Origin of the sequence: Arthrobacter sp. USHLN218, from assembly GCF_037144715.1 — a bacterium.
Classification (GTDB): Bacteria; Actinomycetota; Actinomycetes; order Actinomycetales; family Micrococcaceae; genus Crystallibacter.
Map to the genome: position 1 here is coordinate 53,213 of NZ_JBBCYT010000010.1, position 23,356 is coordinate 76,568.

Annotated in this window: 25 protein-coding genes and 3 tRNA genes; 17 read left to right on the forward strand and 11 right to left on the reverse strand. The window is 69.1% G+C overall.

The genetic code is table 11. The annotated features are described in order from the left end of the window. Positions 1-232: 232 nt before the first annotated feature. The gene (locus WFH44_RS19160) at positions 233-1,693 is read right to left on the reverse strand and encodes an NCS2 family permease (RefSeq protein ID WP_336715934.1); all 1,461 of its coding nucleotides are present in this window, start codon (positions 1,691-1,693) and stop codon (positions 233-235) included. Between the two features lie 76 nt (positions 1,694-1,769). Here WFH44_RS19160 and WFH44_RS19165 point away from each other — a divergent pair, with 76 nt between their 5' ends. Beyond that, positions 1,770-2,357 (forward strand): copper resistance CopC family protein, encoded by a 588-nt coding sequence (locus WFH44_RS19165; RefSeq protein ID WP_336715935.1) that lies wholly within the window; start codon positions 1,770-1,772, stop codon positions 2,355-2,357. 6 nt (positions 2,358-2,363) lie between these two features. Here WFH44_RS19165 and WFH44_RS19170 read toward each other — a convergent pair whose 3' ends face one another. Further along, positions 2,364-2,906 (reverse strand): FAD-dependent monooxygenase, encoded by a 543-nt coding sequence (locus WFH44_RS19170; protein WP_336715936.1) that lies wholly within the window; start codon positions 2,904-2,906, stop codon positions 2,364-2,366. A 129-nt stretch (positions 2,907-3,035) separates the two neighbouring features. Here WFH44_RS19170 and WFH44_RS19175 point away from each other — a divergent pair, with 129 nt between their 5' ends. Next, positions 3,036-4,052, forward strand: a complete 1,017-nt coding sequence (locus tag WFH44_RS19175; protein ID WP_336715937.1) for a universal stress protein — start codon at positions 3,036-3,038, stop codon at positions 4,050-4,052. A gap of 42 nt (positions 4,053-4,094) precedes the next feature. Here WFH44_RS19175 and WFH44_RS19180 read toward each other — a convergent pair whose 3' ends face one another. From WFH44_RS19180 to WFH44_RS19190, 3 genes are all read right to left on the reverse strand, one after another. After that, the gene (locus WFH44_RS19180) at positions 4,095-5,672 is read right to left on the reverse strand and encodes a C40 family peptidase (protein WP_336715938.1); all 1,578 of its coding nucleotides are present in this window, start codon (positions 5,670-5,672) and stop codon (positions 4,095-4,097) included. Positions 5,673-6,007: 335 nt separating this feature from the next. Beyond that, positions 6,008-6,940, reverse strand: coding sequence for a cation diffusion facilitator family transporter (locus WFH44_RS19185; protein ID WP_336715939.1), 933 nt, complete (start codon positions 6,938-6,940; stop codon positions 6,008-6,010). A gap of 2 nt (positions 6,941-6,942) precedes the next feature. Further along, entirely contained in the window at positions 6,943-7,302 is a 360-nt protein-coding gene (locus WFH44_RS19190; protein ID WP_336716050.1) for a metallopeptidase family protein, read from the reverse strand. Between the two features lie 128 nt (positions 7,303-7,430). Here WFH44_RS19190 and WFH44_RS19195 point away from each other — a divergent pair. The 15 genes from WFH44_RS19195 (at position 7,431) to WFH44_RS19265 (ending at position 17,489) form a co-directional block, all read left to right on the forward strand. Next, positions 7,431-7,503, forward strand: a tRNA-Glu gene (locus WFH44_RS19195). Positions 7,504-7,586: 83 nt separating this feature from the next. Continuing rightward, positions 7,587-7,660, forward strand: a tRNA-Asp gene (locus WFH44_RS19200). Between the two features lie 56 nt (positions 7,661-7,716). Further along, a tRNA-Phe gene (locus WFH44_RS19205) sits at positions 7,717-7,789 on the forward strand. 159 nt (positions 7,790-7,948) lie between these two features. Next, on the forward strand, positions 7,949-8,515 hold the full coding sequence (locus WFH44_RS19210; protein ID WP_336715941.1) for a hypothetical protein: 567 nt from the start codon (positions 7,949-7,951) through the stop codon (positions 8,513-8,515). 142 nt (positions 8,516-8,657) lie between these two features. Next, positions 8,658-9,206 (forward strand): Asp23/Gls24 family envelope stress response protein, encoded by a 549-nt coding sequence (locus tag WFH44_RS19215; protein ID WP_336715942.1) that lies wholly within the window; start codon positions 8,658-8,660, stop codon positions 9,204-9,206. Next, a complete protein-coding gene (locus WFH44_RS19220; protein WP_262107706.1) occupies positions 9,203-9,394 on the forward strand; it encodes a DUF2273 domain-containing protein in 192 nt (63 codons plus the stop codon). The genes WFH44_RS19215 and WFH44_RS19220 overlap by 4 nt, the downstream gene beginning before the upstream one ends. Continuing rightward, positions 9,391-9,768 carry a hypothetical protein gene (locus WFH44_RS19225; protein WP_336715943.1) on the forward strand — a complete coding sequence of 126 codons (378 nt, stop codon included), beginning with the start codon at positions 9,391-9,393 and terminating at the stop codon, positions 9,766-9,768. Before WFH44_RS19220 ends, WFH44_RS19225 begins: the two co-directional genes overlap by 4 nt. Beyond that, positions 9,765-10,385, forward strand: a complete 621-nt coding sequence (locus WFH44_RS19230; RefSeq protein ID WP_336715944.1) for a hypothetical protein — start codon at positions 9,765-9,767, stop codon at positions 10,383-10,385. Before WFH44_RS19225 ends, WFH44_RS19230 begins: the two co-directional genes overlap by 4 nt. After that, positions 10,382-10,993 (forward strand): hypothetical protein, encoded by a 612-nt coding sequence (locus tag WFH44_RS19235; protein ID WP_336715946.1) that lies wholly within the window; start codon positions 10,382-10,384, stop codon positions 10,991-10,993. The genes WFH44_RS19230 and WFH44_RS19235 overlap by 4 nt, the downstream gene beginning before the upstream one ends. A gap of 211 nt (positions 10,994-11,204) precedes the next feature. Beyond that, positions 11,205-12,560, forward strand: a complete 1,356-nt coding sequence (locus WFH44_RS19240; protein WP_336715947.1) for an ABC transporter substrate-binding protein — start codon at positions 11,205-11,207, stop codon at positions 12,558-12,560. A gap of 88 nt (positions 12,561-12,648) precedes the next feature. Continuing rightward, a complete protein-coding gene (locus WFH44_RS19245) occupies positions 12,649-13,614 on the forward strand; it encodes a carbohydrate ABC transporter permease (RefSeq protein ID WP_336715949.1) in 966 nt (321 codons plus the stop codon). Beyond that, positions 13,611-14,573 (forward strand): carbohydrate ABC transporter permease, encoded by a 963-nt coding sequence (locus WFH44_RS19250; protein ID WP_336715951.1) that lies wholly within the window; start codon positions 13,611-13,613, stop codon positions 14,571-14,573. Before WFH44_RS19245 ends, WFH44_RS19250 begins: the two co-directional genes overlap by 4 nt. Continuing rightward, complete coding sequence (locus WFH44_RS19255; RefSeq protein WP_336715954.1) at positions 14,570-15,586, forward strand: LacI family DNA-binding transcriptional regulator; 1,017 nt, start codon at positions 14,570-14,572, stop codon at positions 15,584-15,586. The genes WFH44_RS19250 and WFH44_RS19255 overlap by 4 nt, the downstream gene beginning before the upstream one ends. A 165-nt stretch (positions 15,587-15,751) precedes the next feature. Then, positions 15,752-16,195, forward strand: coding sequence for a YciI family protein (locus WFH44_RS19260; RefSeq protein WP_336715956.1), 444 nt, complete (start codon positions 15,752-15,754; stop codon positions 16,193-16,195). Between the two features lie 25 nt (positions 16,196-16,220). Further along, the gene (locus tag WFH44_RS19265) at positions 16,221-17,489 is read left to right on the forward strand and encodes an RNA polymerase sigma factor (RefSeq protein ID WP_336715958.1); all 1,269 of its coding nucleotides are present in this window, start codon (positions 16,221-16,223) and stop codon (positions 17,487-17,489) included. Between the two features lie 44 nt (positions 17,490-17,533). Here WFH44_RS19265 and WFH44_RS19270 read toward each other — a convergent pair whose 3' ends face one another. From WFH44_RS19270 to WFH44_RS19295, 6 genes are all read right to left on the reverse strand, one after another. Beyond that, entirely contained in the window at positions 17,534-18,361 is an 828-nt protein-coding gene (locus tag WFH44_RS19270; protein ID WP_336715960.1) for a hypothetical protein, read from the reverse strand. A gap of 2 nt (positions 18,362-18,363) precedes the next feature. Further along, positions 18,364-19,167, reverse strand: a complete 804-nt coding sequence (locus WFH44_RS19275; RefSeq protein ID WP_336715962.1) for an exodeoxyribonuclease III — start codon at positions 19,165-19,167, stop codon at positions 18,364-18,366. A 63-nt stretch (positions 19,168-19,230) separates the two neighbouring features. Then, positions 19,231-20,055 (reverse strand): ammonia-dependent NAD(+) synthetase, encoded by an 825-nt coding sequence (nadE, locus tag WFH44_RS19280; RefSeq protein WP_336715964.1) that lies wholly within the window; start codon positions 20,053-20,055, stop codon positions 19,231-19,233. A 120-nt stretch (positions 20,056-20,175) separates the two neighbouring features. After that, the gene (locus tag WFH44_RS19285; RefSeq protein ID WP_336715966.1) at positions 20,176-21,171 is read right to left on the reverse strand and encodes a sugar phosphate isomerase/epimerase family protein; all 996 of its coding nucleotides are present in this window, start codon (positions 21,169-21,171) and stop codon (positions 20,176-20,178) included. Between the two features lie 36 nt (positions 21,172-21,207). Next, a complete protein-coding gene (locus tag WFH44_RS19290) occupies positions 21,208-22,428 on the reverse strand; it encodes a Gfo/Idh/MocA family protein (protein ID WP_336715968.1) in 1,221 nt (406 codons plus the stop codon). Between the two features lie 57 nt (positions 22,429-22,485). Then, positions 22,486-23,334 carry a sugar phosphate isomerase/epimerase family protein gene (locus WFH44_RS19295; RefSeq protein ID WP_336715970.1) on the reverse strand — a complete coding sequence of 283 codons (849 nt, stop codon included), beginning with the start codon at positions 23,332-23,334 and terminating at the stop codon, positions 22,486-22,488. Positions 23,335-23,356: the final 22 nt, after the last annotated feature.

Below are 23,356 nucleotides of genomic sequence, written 5' to 3' on the forward strand. Positions count from 1 at the left end.
AAACGGTCGGAAAATGGCCGTCATTAGGCCCGAACGCGTTCCCTACCGGGGGCGCTCTTCGGAGGCAGCACAGGACAAAATCGGCTTCGACACTATGGATGGTGGCTGGAGCAACTGTGCATGCTAACCGGACCTGGTCCGGTGCCGGAGGCCGGGAGCTATCAGCCTAATCCCCCCAAGTTAGGCTCAGCTCCCGGCTCCGGTCTTTAATGCCGACAGTACTGGACCGGTACTAGATCATCCCCAGCGCCTGCTCGATCGGCCCGATCGCGAAGTACAGGACAAACGCTGCGGCGACGCCCCACATCAGCGGGTGGACCTGCTTGGCGCGTCCCTGGACCGCCCGGATCAGCACATAGGCGATGAATCCGGCGCCGAGCCCGTTCGCGATCGAGTAGGTGAACGGCATGAGCGTGAAGGTCAGGAAGGACGGGATCGCCACGCCGAGGTCCGTCCAGTCGATCTTGCCGACCTGGCTCACCATCATGAAACCGACGACGACGAGGGCCGGCGCCACGGCCTCGAACGGCACCAAGTAGATCAGCGGGGTGAAGAACATCGCGATGACGAAGAGCAGCCCGGTCACGACGCTGGCCAGCCCCGTGCGCGCGCCCTCGCCGATGCCCGCGCCGGATTCGACGTAGATCTGGTTGGAGGAGACGGACGCCCCGCCGCCGGCAATCGCGCCCGCGGCGTCCACCAGCAGCACCCGGTCCACGCGCGGAAGATTGCCGTCCTTGTCGGTCAACCCGGCCTCGTTGGCCAGGCCGACCATGGTGCCCATGGCGTCGAAGAAGATGCTGAGCAGGATCGCGAAGGCCAGCAGGCTGGCGGCGGTGACGCCCAGGTTTCCGAAGGCGCCAAAGAGGTTCACCTGCCCGATGAGGGTCAGGTCCGGTGCGGTCCATTCCGGCAGGCTCGGCGTGACCAGGGACCAGCCGGTCGGCACGCCCGCGCCCTGCGAGCCAGGATGCGCCACGGCCTCAACGATCAGCGCGAAGACGGTGGCGGCCACGATTCCGATCAGGATGGCGCCCTTGACCTTGCGCACCACGAGCGCGATGGTCAGCACCAGGCCGAACACGAACACCAGCGTCGGCCAGCCCACCAGCTTGCCGTCGAACCCCAGTCCGACCGGGACGGTGGTGCCGGCGACGTCCGGGATGCGGCGCACGAAGCCGGCATTGACCAGCCCGATCAGTGCGATGAACATGCCGATGCCAACCACGATGGCCGTTTTCAGGCTAGCCGGGACGGCCTTGAACACCGCCGTCCGGAAGCCGGTGAGCACCAGGATGAACATCGTGATGCCGGAGAGCACGACGAGGCCCATCACGTCAGGCCATCCCAGTCCCGGGTTGCTAGCCACGGTCACGGCGATGAACGCGTTGACACCCAGGCCGGTGGCAAGTGCGAAGGGGTACTTGGACCAGACGCCCATGATGATGGTGAGCACGCCGGCCACCAGCGCGGTGACGGCGGCGACCCGGGCTCCGCCGAGCTCGTCGCCGTTGCCGTCCGCGCCGCCGAGGATCAGCGGGTTCAGCACCACGATGTAGCTCATGGCGAAGAAGGTGGCGAGACCGCCGCGGATTTCGCGGGAGAAGTTGGAGCCCCGCCGGGTGATCTCGAAGTAGTGGTCGATCTTGGCGGGTACGCCTGACCTGTGGCGCACCGTTCCCTGTAGGGGCATCGGAGGTGTTCCTTCACAGTGGTTGGGGGTTGGAAGTTCCCCTGAATCTTAACCCTCGTCGTAGGGTGGAGGCGTGATGAAGAGTATTCCCGCTGCTGCCCGGTACCTGCTGGCAGCTCTCCTGGCTGCCGCCGTCGTGCTTTTTCCTGCTGCCGCCGCACAGGCGCATGATGAACTGGCGGGCCATGCCCCGGAGCAGGGCGAAACGCTGGACAAGATGCCCGACGCCGTCACGCTCGACTTCACGGGAGTTCCCGTCGCGCTGGGGTCCGTGGTGCAGGTCCTGGACAGCTCCGGCACCGACTGGGCCGACGGCGACGTGCAGATCCTGGACAAGCGTGTTACCCAGCCGGTCAAGGACGGCGCCCCGGCCGGCGGCTACACCGTCAACTGGCGCGTGGTCTCCTCCGACTCGCATCCGATCGAGGGAACTTTCGGGTTCACCGTCGGCGCGGGCAGCACGGCCGGCGCCTCGACCGCTCCGGGCGCGGGTACGCCGCAGCCGCTGGAGACCGGCGAGGCTAATACGGTCAAGGAGCCGGGCACCGAGGTGGCCGGCCAGTCCGTGCCGTGGAGCGTGGTCGTCATGGCCGGCGTGCTGGTGGTGCTCGCGGTGGTTATCGGCGTGATGGCGAAGCGCCGCCTGGGCCGCGGCGAGGAGTAGCGGGGCTCAGGCCAGCAGCAGGCGGCCGCCGGCGATGGAGTCGCTGACTACCTTGGCCTGCCGGATGATCTCGCGCGTGCTCGGGGCGAGCAGTTCCGTCACGCCCACCAAGTAGATGCCGAGCGCCTTGAGCGAGGCTACGATGTCCCGCCCCGAGGAGATGCCGGCGCTGCGCAGGAAGCGGCGCACCTGGTTCTGCGGGCAGTCGGTGATGACCAGCGAGTCGGCCCGCAGCACGCCCAGTTCCGTCTGGACTACCCACTGGCTGCCGGCGCCGCCGCGCTTGACGGTCCGGGCCACCGTGCTGTGCCGCACGTCCAGGGCGTGGCTGGAAGCGTAACCGCGCAGCAGCCGGAGCAGCTCGGAGCGTTCCGTGATGGCCGCCGTGTCCCGCACGCCGGCCCGCCGGCGGGGAGCCCGTTCCATCCCCTCGAGCACGACCGACGGAATCCCGTGGCGGCTGAGTTCACTGGCGACGGCGAGGCCGGGCAGGCCGGCTCCTATGACCACCGTGGTAGTGGACTCGATGGGTGCTTCTGCTGCAGACACAGCAAATACCGTACAACGTCCGCACGGTCTTCCCAACCGCGGCGGGACGTGGGAAGACTGTGTCCACGGCAGTAAGCTGAAGGTACTTGGCGACGCAGCCATTGCCCAAACTCGAGGGAGGCGGAAGCAATGACAGAAGCAACATCCCGTGGTGCCCGCACCAATCTGGAACGCCGAGGAATCGTGGTGGGAGTCGACGGGTCGGACCAGAGTTACTGCGCCCTCGCCTGGGCCGCCAGCGAGGCCCGCCAGCGCCGCGTCCCGCTTCATGTCGTCACCGCCTACACCGTTCCCGTCTTCGCCGCCTCCAGCATGGATGCCGGCTACGCGACCCTCGACGACGCCGTCATCCGCGAAGGCGCGGAGGCGGTACTCGAACAGGCCGTGGCCAGGGTCAAGGGAATGGACGTCGAAGTCCTCGGCAGCGTCGAGACGGGGGACGCAGCCGGCGTGCTGCTCGAGCTGTCCGAGCAGGCCGAGCTGGTGGTCGTGGGCACCCGCGGCCGCGGCGGATTCATGGGCCGCCTGCTGGGTTCCGTCAGCAGCGCCGTTCCGGCCCACGCCAAGTGCCCCTCCGTGACGATTCCGCTGTCCTGTGCGTCCCGGCTCGAGGGCGTGGACATCGAACCGCCCAAAACCAGGGAAATTCCGGTGCGGCCGGAGGACGTCGAGAAGGTCGTGCTGGTCGGCGTGGACGGTTCGGAGCAGGCCCGCGCGGCTACCCTCGTGGCCGCCGAGCAGGCCTCCCGCTGGGGCCTGCCGCTGCGTGTTGTCTGCGCGCTGCCGCCGTTCACCGGATCGCTGGCCTGGGTGCCGGCGCCGCTGGACCGCGAGGCCCTGTACGCAGACATCAAGGCGCAGCTCGATGCGGGCGTCGCCTGGCTCTCCAGCCATTTCCCGGGCCTGCAGATCACCGGCGAAGTCCAGGACGGGGCACCGGTGGAGCTGCTGATCGAAGCCACCGGCAAGGCTGAACTGCTGGTCATGGGCACGCGCGGCCGCGGAGGGTTCGCCGGCATGCTTCTCGGCTCGACCAGCCAGGGAGTGCTCCACCACGCCCGCGGCCCGGTCATGGTGGTCCCGGACGTGTACGATCCGCGGCTGGAGGACCGCAAGAACTTCGGCTCGCTGCCGGACGAGGCCTGACCGCGGTGGCGAGGGCTTCCGCGGGCCGGGCTTGCGAAAGCCCTAGCTCCAGCGTGCGCCGAAGGTGTGCAGGGTCCCGTACATGTAGCCGATCGGCGTGACGCGCAGGCCGTCGTTGGGGTTCATCGCGTGCACCACCTGGCCGTTGCCGAGGTAGATGGCCACGTGCCAGAAGTTGCCCTCCGTGCCCCAGAAGACCAGATCGCCGGCCTGCAGCTGGGAGAGCGGCACCTTGTGCGGTGCCTGGGCGTACTGGGCCGTCGCCGTGCGCGGGATCCACTGCCCGGCCGCGCCGAAGGCCTGCTGGGTCAACCCGGAGCAGTCGAAGCCCAACGGCCCGTTGCCGGCCCACTGGTAGAAGGACTTCTTGTTGTTGGCCTTGCCGACGGCGTAGTTGATCGCGGTCTGCGCCAGCGAGTAGTTCGGGGCCGGTGCGGGGGCCGGCTTCGGCGTCACAACGGGCTGGGGTTTCGGCGCAGGGGCCGGTGCGGGAGCCGGGGCCGGAGCGGGTTCCGGCTCGGGGGCGGGCGGGGCCGCCGGGGGAGCGGGCCGGGAACTTGGCGCCGCCGGGGTGGCCGGCCGCGCGGGAGCGGCGGGAGCTGAAGGCGCGGGCGCGGCAGCCGGACGCGAGGGCGTCGTCTGCACGGGTGTGATGTCCCGGCTGGCGGGGACCACGGCGGCCGGAGCGGCGGCCGGCGCGCCGGGCTGCGCCGCGGACGCCGGCGCCTGCGGGGCTGCTGCTGCCTGCCGCTCGGACTCCTCGATCAGCGCCTGCAGCTTCCTCTCGCGCTCGGCGTCTTCCAGCGCCGCGATCCGGCGGTCCTCTTCCTTGACGCTGGTCTCGCGCAACTCAGCCAGGTGCTCCAGCAGCCCCCGGCGCTGGTCCTCCTGCCCCGCCACCAGCTCCGCCTGGGCATCGCTGGCGGCCTTGGCGCTGGATTCTGCGGCGCTGGCCGCCGCGGAAGCGTCGTCGGCGGCCTCCTCCGCGCGGGAGACATAGAGTTCCCACTCCGCCCAAAGCGTTGCCGCCTGCTCGGCGGAGTCCAGGGTCTGCGACCGGTTCGCTGCGAGGGCGCCCATGGTCGAGGCCCGGTACAGCACGTCGTCGGCGTTGCTGCTGTCCAGGAGGGAGGTCATCACGGGATTGACCCCGCCGTTGCGATAGAGCTCGCTGGCCAGCTGGCCGACCTGGCCCTTCACAGATTCGAAGTACTCGGCGGCCTGCCGGGCCTTCCCGCGGGCGTCGGCGAGTTCATCCCGGCGCTCCTGCTGCTCGAGCAGGGCAACGCTGTAGGTGTTTTGCAGCTCGGTGGCCTCGAAACGCGCCGACTCCAGGTCTGCGGTGGCGGTCCGAAGCTGCTCCTCGATCCGGTCGACCAGTGCCTGGGTGGCCTTGGCATCGCCCTTCGCCGCGTCGATCTCGCGCGCGCTTGGCGCCGACGGCTGCAGCGCGATGCCCAGGCCTGCGGTCGAGACAACCGGAAGCCGGCCGGCGGGGGCGGCCACCGCGGGCAGTTGGCCGGCGGCGAGGATCACGACGGCGGACGCCAGCGCGGCGGCGGCACGCACCGTCGTCGGGCGTCGCCGGGTGGAGCGCGGCGTGCGGGAAGACAGCCTCATCAAAGTCCTTACGCGAGCGTGGAATGCACGCGCTCCCCCCAAAGGAGCCGACGGTTACGGAACCGGACCGGCCGGGCCGCGCCCCAGGGCGCTGGCGTAGGGCCGGGCTGCACTCACAACTCTCTGAGGATATGCATCAACTGTCACGTTGGCAACAATCGTCCCACTAGCACCGTAAATAACAGCTGTGTACTTTTGTCGCATTTGTTTCGGCGTGTCGGGCCCCGGCCTCCTGGAGCGCAGCGTCAGGCCGGGCGAACGGTGCGGGCTTAGGCCGGACGGGGAAGGTCGTGGCGGGCCGAATGCGCTGCGCCGTGCGGGCGTATGCCGGAGGCCTAGTCGTGGTGGCGCAGTTCGTGGTTGGCGTGCGAGAGAGGCTCGATCTGGAAGGTGCAGTGGTCGGTGTCGAAATGGCTGCCCATGCAGGCCGACAACCGGTCCAGTGCGTGGTCTATGCCTTCGGCGTGCAGCGTCTCGTCCTCGACCACGACATGCGCCGAGAAGACCGGGACGCCGGAGGTGATCGTCCAGATGTGGATGTCGTGGACGTCGACCACGCCGTCGGCGGACATGATGTGCTCGCGTACCTGAGCCACGTCCACGTTCTTGGGAGTGGCTTCGAGCAGCACGTTCACCACGTCACGCAGCAGGCTCCACGCCCGGGGCAGGATCAGCACCGCAATCAGCACGGAAGCGATGGTGTCCGCCTGGGTGAAGCCGGTCACCGCGATCACCACGCCCGCGGCGATCACGGCCACCGAACCGAGCAGGTCCCCGAGCACCTCCAGATAGGCGCCGCGGACATTGAGGCTCTCCTTCTGGCCGCCCTGCAGGATCAGCAGGCAGACCAGGTTCGCCACCGCGCCTGCGGCGGCCGCCAGGAGCATTGTTCCGGTGTGGATCTCCGGGGTCTGGCCCAACCGCCGGATCGCCTCGGTGAAAATAACGACGGCGATCACCACCAGCACCACGGCGTTGAGCAGCGCGGCCAGGACCTCGGCCCGCTGGTAGCCGTAGGTGCGCTTGTCTGTCGGCGGTTGCGTGGCGATCCAGGCCGCCATCAGTGCGATGAAGACGCCCGCCGCGTCGGAGAGCATGTGGCCCGCGTCGGCGAGCAGCGCCAAGGAGCCGGAGACCAGGGCGCCGGCGACCTGGACCACCACCACGCCGAGGGTGATGCAGACGACCCAGATGAGTTTGCGGCGGTGCCGCCCTGTGGCCGTGCCCTGGGCATGCCCGTGGATGCCGTGGCTGTGTCCGTGTCCCATCGTCAGCCCCAGCCCAGCTCGTGCAGCCGCTCGTCCGCGATGCCGAAGTGGTGGGCCACCTCGTGGATTACGGTGACCAGGACCTCGTGGACGACCTCCTCGCGGGAATCGCACATCCGCAGGATCGGGCCGCGGAAGACGGTGATCCGGTCCGGCAGCGAGCCGGCTTCCCACCAGTGGTCCCGCTCGGTCAGCGGTGTTCCCTCGTAGAGGCCCAGGAGCTCCGTCTCCGGGTCTTCCCAGGCCTGCGGCTCGTACTCCTCTTCCACGAAGATGCCCACGTTCGTCATCTCGCGCGCGATCTCTTCCGGGATGCGGTCAATCGCGTCGTTGACTGCATCCTCGAATTCCGGCAGCGGCATGTCGATGGGCACATTCAAGACTCTACCGGCCGCCCCAGCAACCGGGTTTTTGCCCGTTTTGGCATTTTGCACCAGTAGGCCCTATAGTTTTAGAGTCCACAGCGGGAAACGCCAATGTGGTCCTAGAAGCCCCCATCGTCTAGCGGCCTAGGACACCGCCCTTTCACGGCGGCGGCACGGGTTCGAATCCCGTTGGGGGTACGCAGGAAGCCATCCGGCTCCGGCAGGAGGAAGTGGTAAAAACCGCTCCGAAAGCCTGATAGGATGGATGCTTGTAAAAACGAGGCCCTGTAGCGCAGTTGGTTAGCGCGCCGCCCTGTCACGGCGGAGGTCGCGGGTTCAAGTCCCGTCAGGGTCGCTGAAGGTTTCCGGACGCGGTTCGGAAACCTCGGTGATCATCGGTAGATGTTCCCAGGCTCTGTAGCTCAGTTGGTAGAGCGTTCGACTGAAAATCGAAAGGTCACCGGATCGACGCCGGTCGGAGCCACACTTCGAGAAAGTCCCCGCCTCATGGAGGCGGGGACTTTTTTCATCCCGGGCTACTCGACTTCTCCTGCAATCGCTCCTGTATCTCTGCTGGGATGCAATGCGATCCAGACTGAAACGTTCCCATGTAGTTCCCAGCCTTCGGCAGTAGCCTGTTGGGGTGGTGGAAAGGGAACATTCGGGGAAATCGCGCCTGAACCGCCCCCTCTCGATTGCCGCGGCAGCGCTGGCCGCGGCCTCAATGCTGGCCCTGTCGGCATGCACCGAAGCGGAGAATACGAGTGCGGGCGAAGTGGCAAGCCCGGCACCGCAGTCGACCGGAACGCCGGGCTCGGACCTGCCGTCGGTGCTGCCGGAGGGAAAGACCCTGCAGCCGGAGGGCGGAACGGCAAACGCAGCCGCCGGCAACCCGGCCAAGGGCGACGGCAAGCAGTGGGGTTCCTACAAGTCGGCCACCGAGGCGTGCGCCGCACTCGCCGGCGGCGTCGCGGTGATCACCCTTGCACCACTGAACCTGTTCTCCGGCGTCGATGAGAAGCAGCTGCAGGACCTGGAAGCCGAAGTCCGCGGTCTGGCGAAGGACGCGCCGGCTGAGCTGCGCGAGCCGCTGGGCGAGGTCCGGGCCGAAATCGGCAAGCACGACAAGCTGGAAGAATTCGATTACGAAGCGTTCCAGGACGCGCTCGAACCCTTGGACGACTGGCTGGATACCCACTGCGACTTCTGAGGCCGCCCGCCGCCGTCGTACATTGGCGTTAGGCTTGCAGCAGACGACAGTCGCGGGCGCTTCGTACCCCGCCAGGCGAAGGGGAGACCAGATGGAGGACCGGAAGCTTCCGGCGGGAGCACCGCCGGCTTACCGTCCGGCCGTGGGCGGTACCCGCCCCATGGAGCAGACACACCCGGCCACCCCGGCAGCCACCGCACGCACCGGGGCTACGGCTGCGGGGGCAGCAGCCTCGGCCGTTGCCCCCGAGCCTGATCCCGCCGGCGATGCCTCCCTCGACGCAGGGGTGCCTGCGGCGCCCGGGCGGACCACTATCTCCGACACCGCGGTCGCGAAGGTTGCCGCCGTGGCCGCCCGCAACGTGCAGGGAGTGTACGCGCTCGGCTCCGGCACGGCGCGCGCCCTCAGCGCGCTGCGCGACGCGGTCGGCGGCAGCGACATCGGACAGGGGGTGCGCGTCGAGGTCGGCCAGACCCAGGTCGCCGTGGACATCAACCTCGTGGCGGTGTACGGCGTGCCGCTGCAGCAGCTGGCCAATGAGGTTCGCGCCGCGGTCTATACGGCCGTGGAGGAATTCGTCGGCCTGGATGTCATTGAGGTCAACGTTGAAATCAACGACGTGCACGTACCCGGGCTCGGGGAGGCCCGGTCGGTGACTGATAGGCCAGCACGGGAGGCAAGCCAGCCATGAGCTACACCGCAATCGGAATGGCCGCGGGCGCGGCCCTGGCCTGGGCCGCGCTGGTCTACGGTTTCTGGGGCTTCCTGCTGATGGCCGTGTTCCTGCTCATCGGAGGCCTGCTCGGCCGGGTGGCCGAGGGCAAACTGGACCTGCGCAGCGTGCGGGATGCGCTGACCGGACGCCGTTCCTCTTCATGACCGCCGCGGACACCGGCCGCAGGACGACGTACTCCGGCCACAACCGGGTCAGCACCCAGGCGCTCACCAGTACCGCCCAGGGCGTGGCCTCAGAGGTGCTGGGGATCGCCCCCGACCTGGTCCGGGCCGTCTGGCGCGATGACCACGGGGCGCTGGCCCTGTCGCTGGCGCTGCCGATCGGAATTCCGTCGCTCAACCGCGTGCTGCGCGATCCGCAGCTGGTCGACCGCTTCGGAGGCTCGGTCTGGGAACGTGTGCACGCCGCCAGGGGCGAGATCCTCGCCCGGATAGCGGAACTGACCGGCTCGGCGCTGAGCCGCGTGGACATCCGTGTGACCGGAGCCAGGGTGCAGGACGGAGGGCGGGTGCGGTGACGCAGACCCACTACGACGACGTGCCGCAGGAGCAGGACGCGCCGGAACGGTTCCGGGACCGGATCACCGCCCGCGAACTGCACAGCTCGCGGGCGGCCGCGTCCATCGTCGCCGCTGTGCTGGTGGGCGGCCTCTGCCTGGTCGTCCTGCTGGAGGCACTGCTCAAGGCCATCGGGCAGCGGTACTGGCTGGTGGATCCCCGGGACGCCGCGGCGTGGGTCCACGAGCTGCCAGGGAACGTTCCGCCGCTCATCCTCGGCGCGTCCGGACTCCTGCTCCTGTTCGTCGGGCTGGTCTTTTTCCTCAAGGCGGTGCTGCCGGGCCGGCTGCCGCGGCACCGGATTCCCAGCCGCCGCGGCATCGTGGTGGCCGACAACGAGGTCATCGCCTCCTCGCTGGCCCGGCGCGCCCGTACCGCGGCCAACGTCTCGCGCGAACAGGTCCTGGTCACGGTCTCGCGGAACCTGGTGGAGGTGCAGCTGCGCCCCACCTCCGGGATGCCCGTCGATGAAGCGCTGGTGCAGGGCGTGGTCGAGGACGAACTGTTCCGGACCCGGATTGAGCCGATGCCCGAGGTCCGGGTCCACGTCTCCAGCTCGGGGGTGGTGGGCCAGTGAACCAGACCCCGCGGACGCTCAACCGGATCCTGCTCGCGGTGATCGGCCTGGCGCTGGCACTGGCAGGCGGCCTGGCCCTGGCCCTCGTGGCCGTGCCCGGGCTGTCCGGCTGGTGGCGGAGCACCACCGAACGCGCCGGCGCCGCCGTCGAGAGCCTTCTGGCCGCCACCACGTTGCCGGGCCAGCGCGACAGCTGGCTCTGGATCATCCTGGCGCTCGTGACGCTGCTGGTCCTGCTCGGGATGATCGTATGGATCGCCCAGCAGGGCAGGGGCCGGGCCAGCACCTTGGCCGCGGACGACATCGACGACGGGGGGCCCGGCTCGGTGGCCCTGAGCGGGGCACTGGCGGAGCAGGCGCTCAGGGGTGCCCTGGCCGAGCGTACCGACATCGTGCATGCGACGGTCGCGACCTACGAATACCGCGGCGTGCCCGGCCTGCGGGTGAAGGTGCTGGCGCGCAAGGGCGCGGCGCCGCAGGTCCTGGCCGAGCAGATCTCCGACCAGATCGAGGCGCTGGAGCTGGTGCTCGGGCGGCAGATCCCCGTGGTGGTCAGCATCGGCGCCAGCGCCCGGACCCGGCTGGGCCGCGGCGACCGCGTGCACTGACGTTCTGCCGGCCCGCGTCCTTCCGGCGGCGTCTGACGGCTAATCGTTTTTGTGACTACGGTCACGATTGTGTATCGAATCATCCCCCGCCAGACCCGGCCCCTTGTCGGCGGCCAGCGTAAACGTTTACGTTAGCGCTACTCGATGCCTAACTGGTGGCCCGGGTGCGTCCTGCGCGGATGCCCGGGCGGCCTGACCAAGGGGGAACACCATGGGAATTTCTCGCACCAAGAGGGGGGTCCTGCCGCTGGCCGCGGTCAGCGCGCTGACCCTCGCCCTCTCCGCCTGCGCCGGCAGCGGATCCGATGAAGGCCAGGGCGGCAGCGAGGCCGCCGCGGACTGCGCCGCCTACGAGAGCTACGGGACGTTCGACTCCAAGGAGGTCAGCGTCTACTCGACCATCACCGACCTGGAGGCCGAGCGGCTGGAAGATTCCTGGGTGGACTTCGAGGGGTGCACCGGCATCGACGTCGTCTACGAGGGATCCAACGAATTCGAGACGCAGATCGGCGTGCGCGCCAAGGCTGGCAATCCGCCGGACGTCGCGATCATCCCGCAGCCGGGCCTGCTGGCCCAGCATGCCAAGGCCGGCTACCTGAAGCCCGCACCGGCCGAGGTCGAAGCGCTCGTCGACGAGAACTGGTCGGAGGACTGGAAGAACTACGGCACCGTGGACGGCACCTTCTACGCTGCACCGATGCTGGCCAGCGTCAAGGGCTACATCTGGTACGTGCCGGCCACCTTCAAAGAGAAGGGCTGGGAGGTTCCCAAGACCTGGGACGAGATGATGGCCCTGACCAAGACCATCGCCGACGAGGGCAGCATGAAGCCCTGGTGCGCCGGATTCGAGGCCGGCGAGGCCACCGGCTGGGCGGGCACCGACTGGATCGAGGACGTGGTGCTGCGGCAGGCGGGCCCGGAGGTCTACGACCAGTGGATCAGCCACGAGATTCCGTTCAACGACCCGCAGATCGCCAAGGCTTTCGACGCCGTCGGTTCGATCGTGAAGAACGAGGACTACGTCAACGGCGGCTTCGGCGACACCCGCTCCATCCTCTCCACCACGGTGGAAGAGGGCGGCCAGCCCGTCCTCGACGGCAGCTGCGCGATGCACCACCAGGCCACGTTCCAGGCAGCCAACTGGCCGGACGGCACCAACGTGGCCGAGGACGGCGACGTGTGGGCGTTCATCACCCCGGGCCAGGAGGAAGGGGCCGGCGCGATCACCGGCGGCGGCGAGTTCGTCGCCGCTTATGCGGACCGCGACGAGGTGAAGGCGTTCCAGCAGTACATGGCCTCCGCCGACTTCGCCAACAACCGGGTCCGGCAGGGCGCGGCGATCAGCGCGAACAAGGGGCTGGACGCCTCGCTGGCGCAGAACCCGCTGGACAAGCAGTCGATCGAGCTGCTGCAGGACGAGAACACCGTCTTCCGGTTCGACGCCTCCGACCTGATGCCCGGCGCCGTCGGCGCCAACTCCTTCTGGGGCGGCATCGTCGAATGGATCAACGGTGCCTCCACCGAACAGGTGCTGGACTCGATCGAATCCAGCTGGCCCAAAGAGTAGCCGCTGACCGGCGCGGCCGGTCCGGTTCCCGTGGGGGACCGGGCCGGCCCCCGTCGTCGTTAGCTGCCGGCACCAAGGAGGTTGCCCCATGGAAGACTTTGGCGAGAAATTCGTCCAGGTCGGCGTCGCGCTGGCCGTTTTTGCCGCCGTCATCGGCCTGATCATGCTGCTGGTGGACCGCGCGCCGAAGTCCTTCCGGGACAAGGCGACCATCATTGGGTTCCTGGCCCCGGCCGCGGTGCTGCTGGCCGTCGGGCTGGTGGGCCCGGCCGTGCAGACCACGCTGCTGGCGTTCACGAACAGCAGCGGGGACCCGAACGGCCTGGACAACTTCGTCTGGATGTTCACCCAGCCGGAGGCGCTGGTCACGCTGCGTAACACCCTGCTGTGGGTGGTGCTGGTGCCGCTGCTGTCGACGGCGGTGGGGTTGGCGTACGCGGTCTTCATCGACCGGGCGCGCGGGGAGAAGTCGCTCAAGGCGCTGGTGTTCATGCCGATGGCCATCTCGATGGTCGGTGCCGGCGTGATTTGGCGGTTCGTGTACGCCTACCGCGGCGGCGAGCAGGACCAGATCGGCCTGCTGAACCAGCTGCTCGTCTGGGCCGGCGGCGAACCCAAGCAGTTCCTGCTCGACGCTCCGGAAAACACGTTCTTCCTGATCGCGGTGATGATCTGGATCCAGACCGGCTTCGCCATGGTCATCCTGTCCGCGGCAATCAAGGGCATTCCGATGGAGATCGTGGAAGCGGCCCGCCTGGACGGGGCGAGCGCCTGGCAGCAGTTCCGCAACATTACCGTGCCGTCGATCCGCGGGGCGCTGATCGTCGTCGTCACCACCATCACCATCGGCACGCTGAAGGTCTTCGACATCGTGCGGACCATGACGGCCGGCAACTTCGAGACCTCCGTGATTGCCAACGAGATGTACACCCAGGCCTTCCGGGCCGACGAGCCCGGCAGGGGCGCCGCGCTGGCGCTGGTGCTGTTCCTGATGGTGCTGCCCGTGGTGATCTACAACGCCCGGCAGCTGAAGAAGCAGAGGGAAATCCGATGAGCGCGATCCCAGCAGACTCGGCCGCGGCCACCGCGACCATCACCGAGGAGGTCGTCGAGGCGCCGCTTCCGCCGCTGACCCGGCGGGTGAAGCAGCGCCTGACCTCGCGCGGCGCCACGGCGGCGGCGATCATCATCGCGACGCTCTGGACAATCCCCACCTTCGGCCTCCTGGTCTCCTCGTTCCGGCCGAAGGACAGCATCCAGGACAGCGGCTGGTGGACCTTCCTCGGAGATTTCCAGTTCACCCTGGAGAACTACGCGGACGTGCTCGCGTCCGGGCGCAGTTCCTCGCCCAACCTTGGGCAGTACTTCATCAACTCGCTAGCCATCGTGATCCCGGCGACGATCTTTCCGCTGGTCATCGCCTCGATGGCGGCCTACATCTTCGCCTGGGGCAGGTTCCGCGGCAAGGACACGCTGTTCATCTTCGTTTTTGCGCTCCAGATTGTCCCGCTGCAGATGGCGCTGATACCGCTGCTCTCGCTGTTCATCAACCTCAAGATCGGGGAGTTCCAGCTGCTGCCGTCCGGCTCCTACGCCCAGCTCTGGATCGCGCACACCATCTTCGCGCTGCCGCTGGCGATCTTCCTGCTGCACAACTTCATCTCCGAGATCCCCAACGAAGTCATCGAGGCCGCGCGGGTGGATGGTGCCGGGCACGCGACGATCTTCTGGCGGATCATCCTGCCGCTGTCCGTGCCGGCGATCGCGTCCTTCGGGATCTTCCAGTTCCTCTGGGTCTGGAACGACCTGCTGGTGGCGCTGGTATTCTCCGGCGGGACGGCCGACGTCGCCCCGATCACGCAGCGGCTGGCCGAGCTCACCGGAACCCGGGGCAACGAGTGGCACCGCCTGACGGCCGGGGCCTTCATCTCGATGATCATCCCGCTGGCCGTGTTCTTCGGGCTCCAGCGCTACTTTGTCCGCGGCCTGCTGGCGGGTGGCCTCAAGGGGTGACCGGGACCGGGATCGACGGCGTCGCCCGGGCCCTCGGGGTGTCCACCGCCACGGTCTCACGTGCCCTGCGCGGCCTGCCCGGCGTGTCCGCGGCCACCCGGGACCGCGTGCTCGCCGCTGCGGAGGAACTGGGGTACGTGCCGTCGTCGTCCGCGGCGCACCTGGCCTCCGGCCGGACGATGGCCCTGGGCGTGCTGCTGCCGCGGATCGACGAGTGGTACTTCGCGGCGGCGCTGGAGGGAGTGGACCGGGCCCTGCGCGCGGCCGGCTACGACCTGGCGGTCTTCAGCCTCGGCGGCAGCGGCCGGAACCGCGAACGGGTCTTCCACCGCTCGATGCTGCGCAAGCGCATCGACGCGCTGCTGGTGATGTGCATGGAGCTGACGCCGGAGGAGCTGGCGGCGCTGCAGCAGCTGGACTACCCGAGCCTCACGGTGGGCGGTTACGTGGAGGGACTGCGGAACGTGAGCATCGACGACGCCGCCGCGGCCGGGGATGCGGTGGATCATCTGGTGTCCCTGGGGCACCGGAAGATCGCGTACCTGGCGGGCGGGGACGGCCACGGCGTGCATTTCTCCGTGCCGGCGCGGCGGGAGGCGGCCTTCCGCCGGAGCCTGGCCCGCCACGGGCTGCCGGTCCGGCCGGAGTGGATGGTCTTCGGCGATTTCCGGTTCGGCGCGGCGAAGGCGGCGGCGGAACGGCTGCTGGGCGCGCCGGGGGAACGGCCGACGGCGGTGTTCGCCTCTTCGGACGAAATGGCCTTCGGCGTGCTGGCGGCCGCGCAGGAGTGCGGCGTGCGGGTTCCGGAGGAACTGTCGGTCATCGGGATCGACGACCATGACTTTGCCGGGCCGCTCGGCCTGACCACAGTGCGGCAGGATCCGCGGGAACAGGGCAGCTGTGCGGCCGGACTGCTGCTGGCCGAGCTGCGCGGCGGCCCCGCCCAGTCCAATCCGCCGTGGCAGCCCCACCGGCTGGTGGTCCGCCGCTCCACCGGCCCGCCGGCCGGGTAAGCCGGGCTCGGCTGGCCGCCTAGTCCGGTCCCCGGTAGCGAGGAAACGGCCGCGGCGAAAATTATTCGCCGGCCCTGTCGATTTCCGATCCGCCCGTTCGACGCCATAGTAGAGGGACGCACATCGGCTCCCTCGTCCAGCAAGTCTCACAGCAAGGAGAGAACCATGAAATACATGCTCATCATGCGCAGCACCGACGAAGCCCTCGCCGCCTCCAAGGACATTCCGTTCGAAGAGATGATCAACAAGATGGGCGCCTACAACGAGTCGCTCATCAAGGCCGGCGTCATGCTGGCCGGCGAAGGCCTGGCCGACGTGTCCGAGGACGCGAACTTCGTCGTCGATTTCTCCGATGAACCGCCGGTCATTTCCGACGGGCCCTACGGCGAAACCCACGAGCTGTTCAATGGCTTCTGGATCATCCAGGTCTCCTCCAAGGAGGAGGCCATCGAATGGGCCAGCCGCTGCCCGCTGGGACCGGGGGTCAAGCTGGAAGTCCGGCGCGTTACGGAGGCCGCGGACTTCGCGGACTTCGCCGACAACGAGTACATCAAGAAGGAAGAAGGCTGGCGCGCGGAGGAAGAGCAGCTCCGCGCCCGGAACGGCTAGGTCCAACGGGCCCGCGGAGATCGCCATGCCGGAAACGTCTTCGGCCGAAGGGATCCGGCGCCGCCTCGACGCGCTCTGGCGCATCGAGGGCGCCCGGATCGTCGCCACCCTGGCCCGGGCCACCCGCGACGTCGGACTGGCCGAGGACCTCGCCCAGGAGGCGGTGGCCGACGCCCTGGCGCAGTGGCCGGCATCGGGGGTGCCGGCCAACCCGGGCGCTTGGCTCACGGCCGTGGCCAAGCGCAAGGCCATCGATGCCTGGCGCCGAGCCGAGCGCCTCGACGCGCATTACCGCGAGCTGGGCCGCGGCCTGCGGGAAGACGTCGAGGCCGAGTGGCAGCCCGTGGATGACGACGTGCTGCGGCTCGTGTTCATCTCCTGCCACCCCGTCCTCTCGCGCGAGGGGCAGCTGGCCTTGACCCTGCGCATCGTCGGCGGCCTGACCACCGAGGACATCGCCCGGCTCCTCCTCGCCTCCGTCCCCGCCGTGCAGCAGCGGATCGTGCGGGCGAAGAAGACGCTAGCCGCCGCCCGCGTGCCGTTCGAAACCCCCGAACCGAACGAATGGGGCGAGCGGCTCAAAGCGGTCCTGGCCGTGGTGTACCTGCTGTTCACCGAAGGCTACGCCGCTACCTCCGGGGACAAGTGGTTCCGCCCGGACCTCGCCAACGAGGCGCTGCGGCTCGGCCGCGTCCTCGCCGGGCTGGTTCCGCGAGAACCCGAGGCGCATGCCCTGGTGGCCCTGATGGAGTTCCAGGCCTCACGGTTCGGCGGCCGCCTCGGGCCCGGAGGCGCACCGGTCCTGCTGGCGGACCAGGACCGCAGCCGCTGGGACCAGGCGCAGATCCGGCGGGGCCGGGACGCACTGGCGCGGGCCGACTCGCTGGGCCGGGGCCGCGGCAACTACGCGCTCCAGGCGGCCATCGCCGAATGCCATGCGACGGCGCCGCACTTCGACCAGACGGACTGGGCACGCATCGTGCTGCTGTACGAGGCGCTCGGGCGGCTGGCGCCGAGCCCGGTGGTGGAGCTCAACCGGGCCGTGGCGGTGTCGATGGCGGCCGGGCCGGCAGCGGGGCTGGCCCTCGCGGACCGGCTCACCGCCGAAGGGGCCCTGCGCGGGTCCCACCTGCTGCCCAGCGTGCGGGCAGAACTCCTGGCCCGGCTCGGGCGGACGGAAGAAGCCCGCGCCGAGTTCGCCGCCGCGGCGGCGCTCGCCAGGAACGACCGCGCTCGGGAAACCCTGGAACGAAAAGCCGCGGACGCGGCACCCGGGGGAGCACCGCCGTCGTAATTGGCCGGCGGCTGGAGGGGACCGGGAGGGGAGACGTGCGCCGGTCAGGACGCGCGGGCGAGCTGCCGGATCTTGATCCAGCGGGTGGCCAGCCGGCGGTAGGCCGCGGCGGCGCCCGTCATGTCGCCCTCGGCCAGCGATTCGATGCCGGCCTGGACGTCGCCGGGCGACTCGTCCGGATAGACCAGGTCCGCGACCCGGCCGTAATCGAGTTCGAGCATGCCCGTCAGCGTGAAGGTCTGCATCCACTCGGTGATCTCGGTCAGCTCGTCGAGCAGGTCCAGCCCGGGCGCGGCGACCGCCAGCGACGCCGCGGCGTAGCGGGACCGGTCGATGCACTGGCTCAGGGGCGCGCTGATGCGGACCGTCTCGATGCCGTGCTTGCCCTCCACGACTTCGGTGTGGTCATCCTCGCGGAAGAGGACGAACCAGCCGAAGGGGATGCCCCAGGTGCTGCTGCGGGTGTGCAGCTTGGCCAGCGAGTCGGCGAAGCTGTCCGGGTCCAGCCGCTGCTGCTGCGCATCCCGCGCCGCCTCGGGCAGCAGCAGGCCGAGCAGCGGGTTGTGCAGGCTGTGCGAGATGGATTCGGCGGCCAGCGTGCTGCGGACGGCCAGCTGGTTCGGGCAGTAGTACGGGGTGGTCAGGCCCTCCGGCGAGGGGTAGTGCAGCACCCTGACCAGGTCGTCGCTGCTATGCGGGAAGGGGTCGGACACCGTCCGGGTGATCCGGCCCAGCGACAGCCCTCGGTCCAGCTCCTCCGTGTCACTGCGGTCCCGGTTGCGCTGGTCCATGATGAGCACTTGCTGCTCATCGGCGAACGCGTCGAGCGGTTCGAAGACGCGCAGATAGGAGACGTACGGGAAGCTGGCCATTCTCAGTCCAGCTCCACGATCACCGGCGCGTGGTCCGAAGCGCCCTTGCCCTTGCGTTCCTCCCGATCGATCAGGGCGCCGGAGACGCGGTTGGCCAGGGCCGGGGAGGCCAGCAGGAAGTCGATGCGCATGCCCTGCTTCTTCGGGAAGCGCAGCTGGGTGTAGTCCCAGTAGGTGTAAACGCCGGGCCCCGGGTGGAAGGGGCGGACCACGTCAACGAACCCGGCCTCTTCGAAAGCATGGAAGGCGGCCCGCTCCGGCTCGGTCACGTGGGTGTAGCCTTCCCGCCGGAACAGGTCGATGTCCCAGACGTCCTCGTCCCGCGGCGCGATGTTCCAGTCGCCGGCCAGGACGATCTGCGCCTCCGGATCCGCCATCAGCCAGGCGGCGGCGTTGTTCCGGAGCACGTCCAGCCACTTCAGCTTGTACGGCATGTGCGGATCCCCGATGGCGCGGCCGTTGGGCACGTAGAGGCTCCAGACCCGGACGCCGCCGCAGCTTGCCGCTATGGCCCTGGCCTCGGCATGGACCGCGTCCTCGGTCTTGCCGAAGTGCGGCTGGTCCAGGAACGTGCGCTCGACGTCCTCCAGCCCGACGCGGGAGGCGATGGCGACGCCGTTCCACTGGTTCAGCCCGAAGTGCGCCACCTCGTAGCCGTTCTTCTCGAAGAGGTCCCAGGGAAAGTTCTCGTCCGTCGCCTTGGTCTCCTGGATGGCAACGACGTCGACGTCGGAGCGCAGCAGCCATTGTTCCAGGCGGTCGGCACGGGCACGGATGGAGTTCACATTCCAGGTAGCAATCTTCACAACTGCTACGTTACCCAACCGGCCGGGCTTAGAGCGCGCCGCGGCCGGCCTGTGGCGGAAGGGTCAGCTCTTCCACCATTTGTCGAAGATGTTCACCGGCACGGTGCGCTTGTGCCTGGTCTGCAGGTAGCGCCGCTCAATGCTCTCCGCGACCGCCTCGGGCACGTCGCGGCCTTCGAGGTAGTCGTCGATATGGTCGTAGGTCAGGCCGAGCTCGTCCTCGTCGGTCCGGCCGGGCTGGTCGTCGAGCAGGTCCGCCGTGGGCGCCTTCCGGTAGAGCCGCTCCTCGGCGCCCAGGTGCTGCAGCAGTTGCCGGTTCTGGCGCTTATTCAGGCCGAACAGCGGCAGCACGTCGGCGCCGCCGTCCCCGTACTTCGTGAAGAAACCGGTCACGGATTCCGCGCCGTGGTCCGTTCCTATCACCAGGTAGTCGTGGTGGCCGGCGATGGCATACTGCGCGGTCATGCGGACGCGCGCCTTGATATTGCCCCGGTCGAAGTCGCTGATTTCCTCGCCGATGCCCTTTTCGAACTCCTCCGAGAAGCCGTCGACCGCCGGGCCAATGTTGAAGGTCAGCGAGGTCGCGGGCGCAATGAAGCGCAGCGCCGCCTGGGCGTCTTCCTCATCGTGCTGCACGTTGTGCGGCAGGCGGACGGCGGCAAATCCGGCTTCCATGCCCCCGGCCGCCAGTTCGTCCACGGCCAGCTGCGCCAGCTTGCCGGCCAGCGTCGAATCGAGGCCGCCGCTGATGCCGAGCACGAAGCCCTTCATGCCCGTGGCTTTCAGGTAGTCCTTGAGGAATGCGACCCGCTTGCGGACTTCCTCCGCGGGATCAATGGCGGGCCGGACGCCCATTTCGTCGATGATGGTGCCCTGGAGTTCACGCATATTCACAGCGTACTCGTTTGCCTGTTTCGGGAAAGTTACGACGGCGGATTGGTCCGATACCGATCCCGCGGCGGGACGGGCCCGGCCCGACCCGAGCCGCGGCGCAGGCGTCGCCGGCCGCTATTGCGTGAACGCGGCGTCGAAGGACCCGGCCGGCGGCTCGAAATCGAACCCTTTCAGGAAGGCCAGGGCCTCCGGCGCGCCCTGCATCCTGTCCATCCCGGCGTCCTCCCATTCGACGCTGATCGGCCCGCGATAACCGATGCCGGCCAGGGCGCGGAAGCTCGCCTCCCACGGGACGTCGCCGCGTCCGGCCGAGACGAAGTCCCAGCCGCGCCGCGGATCCCCCCAGGGCAGGTGCGATCCGAGCCGGGTGTTCCGCCCGGTGATGCGCAGCTTGGTGTCCTTGCAGTCCACATGGTAGATCCGGTCCTTGAAATCCCAGATCAGCGAGACCGGATCGATGTCCTGCCACATCATGTGGCTGGGGTCCCAGTTCAGCCCGAAGGCCTCGCGCCGGCCGATGGCCTCCAGTGCCCGGGCCGTCGACCAGTAGTCATAGGCGATCTCGGAGGGGTGGATCTCGTGCGCGAACCGCACGCCGCACTCGTCGAACACGTCCAGGATCGGGTTCCACCGGTCCGCAAAGTCGCGGTAGCCCGCGTCGATCACGTCCTGCGGCACCGGCGGGAACATCGCCACGTACTGCCAGATCGAGGAACCCGTGAAGCCCACCACGGTCTTCACGCCGAGCCGCTGCGCCAGCCGCGCCGTCAGCTTCATTTCCTCGGCGGCACGCGCCCGGACTCCGTCCGGATCGCCGTCACCCCAGACCTTCGCACCGACGATGTTGCGGTGCCGGAAGTCGATCGGGTCGTCGCAGACAGCCTGGCCTTTCAGATGGTTGGAAATCGCCCAGACCTTCAGCCCGTGCCGCTCCAGGATGTCCAGCCGGTCCTGGATGTAGGCGTCGTCGTCCCACCGCCAGGCGTCCAGATGGTCTCCGGAGACGGCGATCTCCAAACCGTCAAAGCCCCACTGCCCGGCGAGCTCGGCAACCTTCTCGAACGGCAGATCGGCCCACTGGCCGGTGAAGAGCGTGTAGTTGCGTGGCATGGCGGCGGGATGCTCCTTTGCATAGGGGTCGACGGGTCAGCGGGGTGCGCCGGCGGCTTCGGTGCCGCCGCAGCTTCGGGGGCCGGAGGCGGGGAGTCCGACGGCGGCTCCGTCCTTGGCCGCGCTGCTTTCGATCGCGGCGAGAACCCGCTGCACGGCCAGTCCGTCCGCGAAGGAGGGCTCGGGCCGGCGGCCGCTGGCAACGGCTCCGAGGAAGTCGGCGGCCTGGCTGGTGAAGGTATGGTCCCAGCCGAGCACGTGACCCGGCGGCCACCACGCCTCGATATAGGGGTGGGCCGGCTCGGTGACCAGGATCCTGGCCGCACCCTGCAGCGCGTCCGGAGCTCCGGCGTCGTAATAATGCAGTTCGTTGATCCGTTCCAGATCGAAGCGCAGGCTGCCGCGCGAGCCGTAGGCCTCGATCTGCAGCGCATTCTTCCGGCCGGTGGCGCACCGCGAGGCCTCGAGGGAGACCACGGCGCCCGAATCCAGTTGCAGCGTCGCCCAGACCGCATCGTCCACCGTCACCGGCTCCGGCCCGGACGGTCCTTCGCGTTCCGGAACAAACGTCGACAGGCGGGCGGACACGCCGGTGACGCACGCTCCGGTCAGGAAGTGCACCTGGTCAACCGCGTGCGACGCCAGGTCGCCCAGCGCCCCCGAGCCCGCCGTCTCCCGGCGCAGCCGCCACGTCATCGGCGCAGCCCGGTCGGCGAGCCAGTCCTGCAGGTAGGCGATCCGCAGCTGCCGGAGCTCGCCCAGCCGGCCTCCTGCGATCATGGCCCGAGCCTGCGCGAGGGCCGGGACCCTGCGGTAGTTGAAGCCGACCATGGACATCGTCCCGCCGGCCGCTGCCCGTTCCGCGGCCGCCGCCATCAGCTCGGCCTCGGCCACGCTGTTGGCCAGCGGCTTCTCGACCAGCACGTGCTTGCCGGCTTCCAGCGCGGCGACGGCCAGCACGGCGTGTAGCTGGCCCGGCGTACAGATATCCACAATGTGGATGTCCGTCCGCTCAAGCACGCGCCGCCAGTCGGTGGCGCTCTCGGCCCAGCCGTACCGGTCCGCCGCCGCCGCCACCCGGCCGGGATCCCGCCCCACGATGATCCGCTGTGCGACGGCGGGGGACCCGTAGAAGGCATTGACGTTCCGCCACGCATTCGAGTGGGCCTTGCCCATGAACGAATGCCCCACCACGGCCACCCCCAACGGGGCCGTGATGGCTGCCGGGCCGGCCTGGCCAGACGCGGTTGCGGTCATCGTCTTCCTCTCTTCCTAATCACGGCGGCTTTTCCTCATGGCTGCGGCGGGACGCCGTCAGAGACTGCGCAGGAACGCTAGCCCGTCCGCGGCCAGCCGGTCCTGGGTTGGTGCAAGCGGCCGCCAGATCGATGCAGCGACGGCGATCGATGCGTTGTCCGCGGTGAAACTCTCGATATTGATCGGCCCCGCGTAGCCGACGTCGTCCAGCGCCTTGATGATCCCGGCCCAGTCCGTCTGGTCCCCGCCGGGAGCTCCGCGGTCATTGCCGCAGACCTGCAGGTGCACTAGGTGCTCGCCGGCGGCGCGGATGGCGGCGGCGCTGGAGCGCTCCTCGATGTTCAGGTGGTAGCTGTCCAGGGCAAGGCCGACGCCGTTTCCCAGCAGCGGCCCGAGCGCTTCCAGCGCCTGTTCCGTGGTGTTGAGCAGTGAGGTTTCGTAGCGGTTCAGCGGTTCTATGCCCAGTACGACGCCGGCCTCCGCGGCTTCGGCGGCGAGCGGCGCCAGGTTTGCGCGCAGCTGGCGGTACGCCTCTGTGCGTTCGGCGGCGTCCATCCGCCACACCCGCCCCGTGTGGGAGTAGAACGGCCCGCACACGGCCGGAGCGCCGACGTCGTACGCCATCCGAATGCATGCCCGCAGGTACCCCTGCGTGGCCGCGACGGCCGGGCCGTCCGCCAGCAGCAGCTCCCGGCCCGGCGCCATCGCACCGACGATGAAGGGTTTGAGCCCGGTGTGCTCCAGCGCCCCGCGGACGGCGGCGGCACTGAAGTCCCCGGCGTTCTCCAGCGGCAGTTCCACCGCGTCGAACCCCAGGGCCGCGATGTGCTCCAGCAAAGAGGGCAGGCCGGCGTCGGTCAACGGTGACGCCCACACCCAGGTGTTGATCCCGATCAGCCGCTGCACGGCCTGCCTCCCTTCGCTGCTT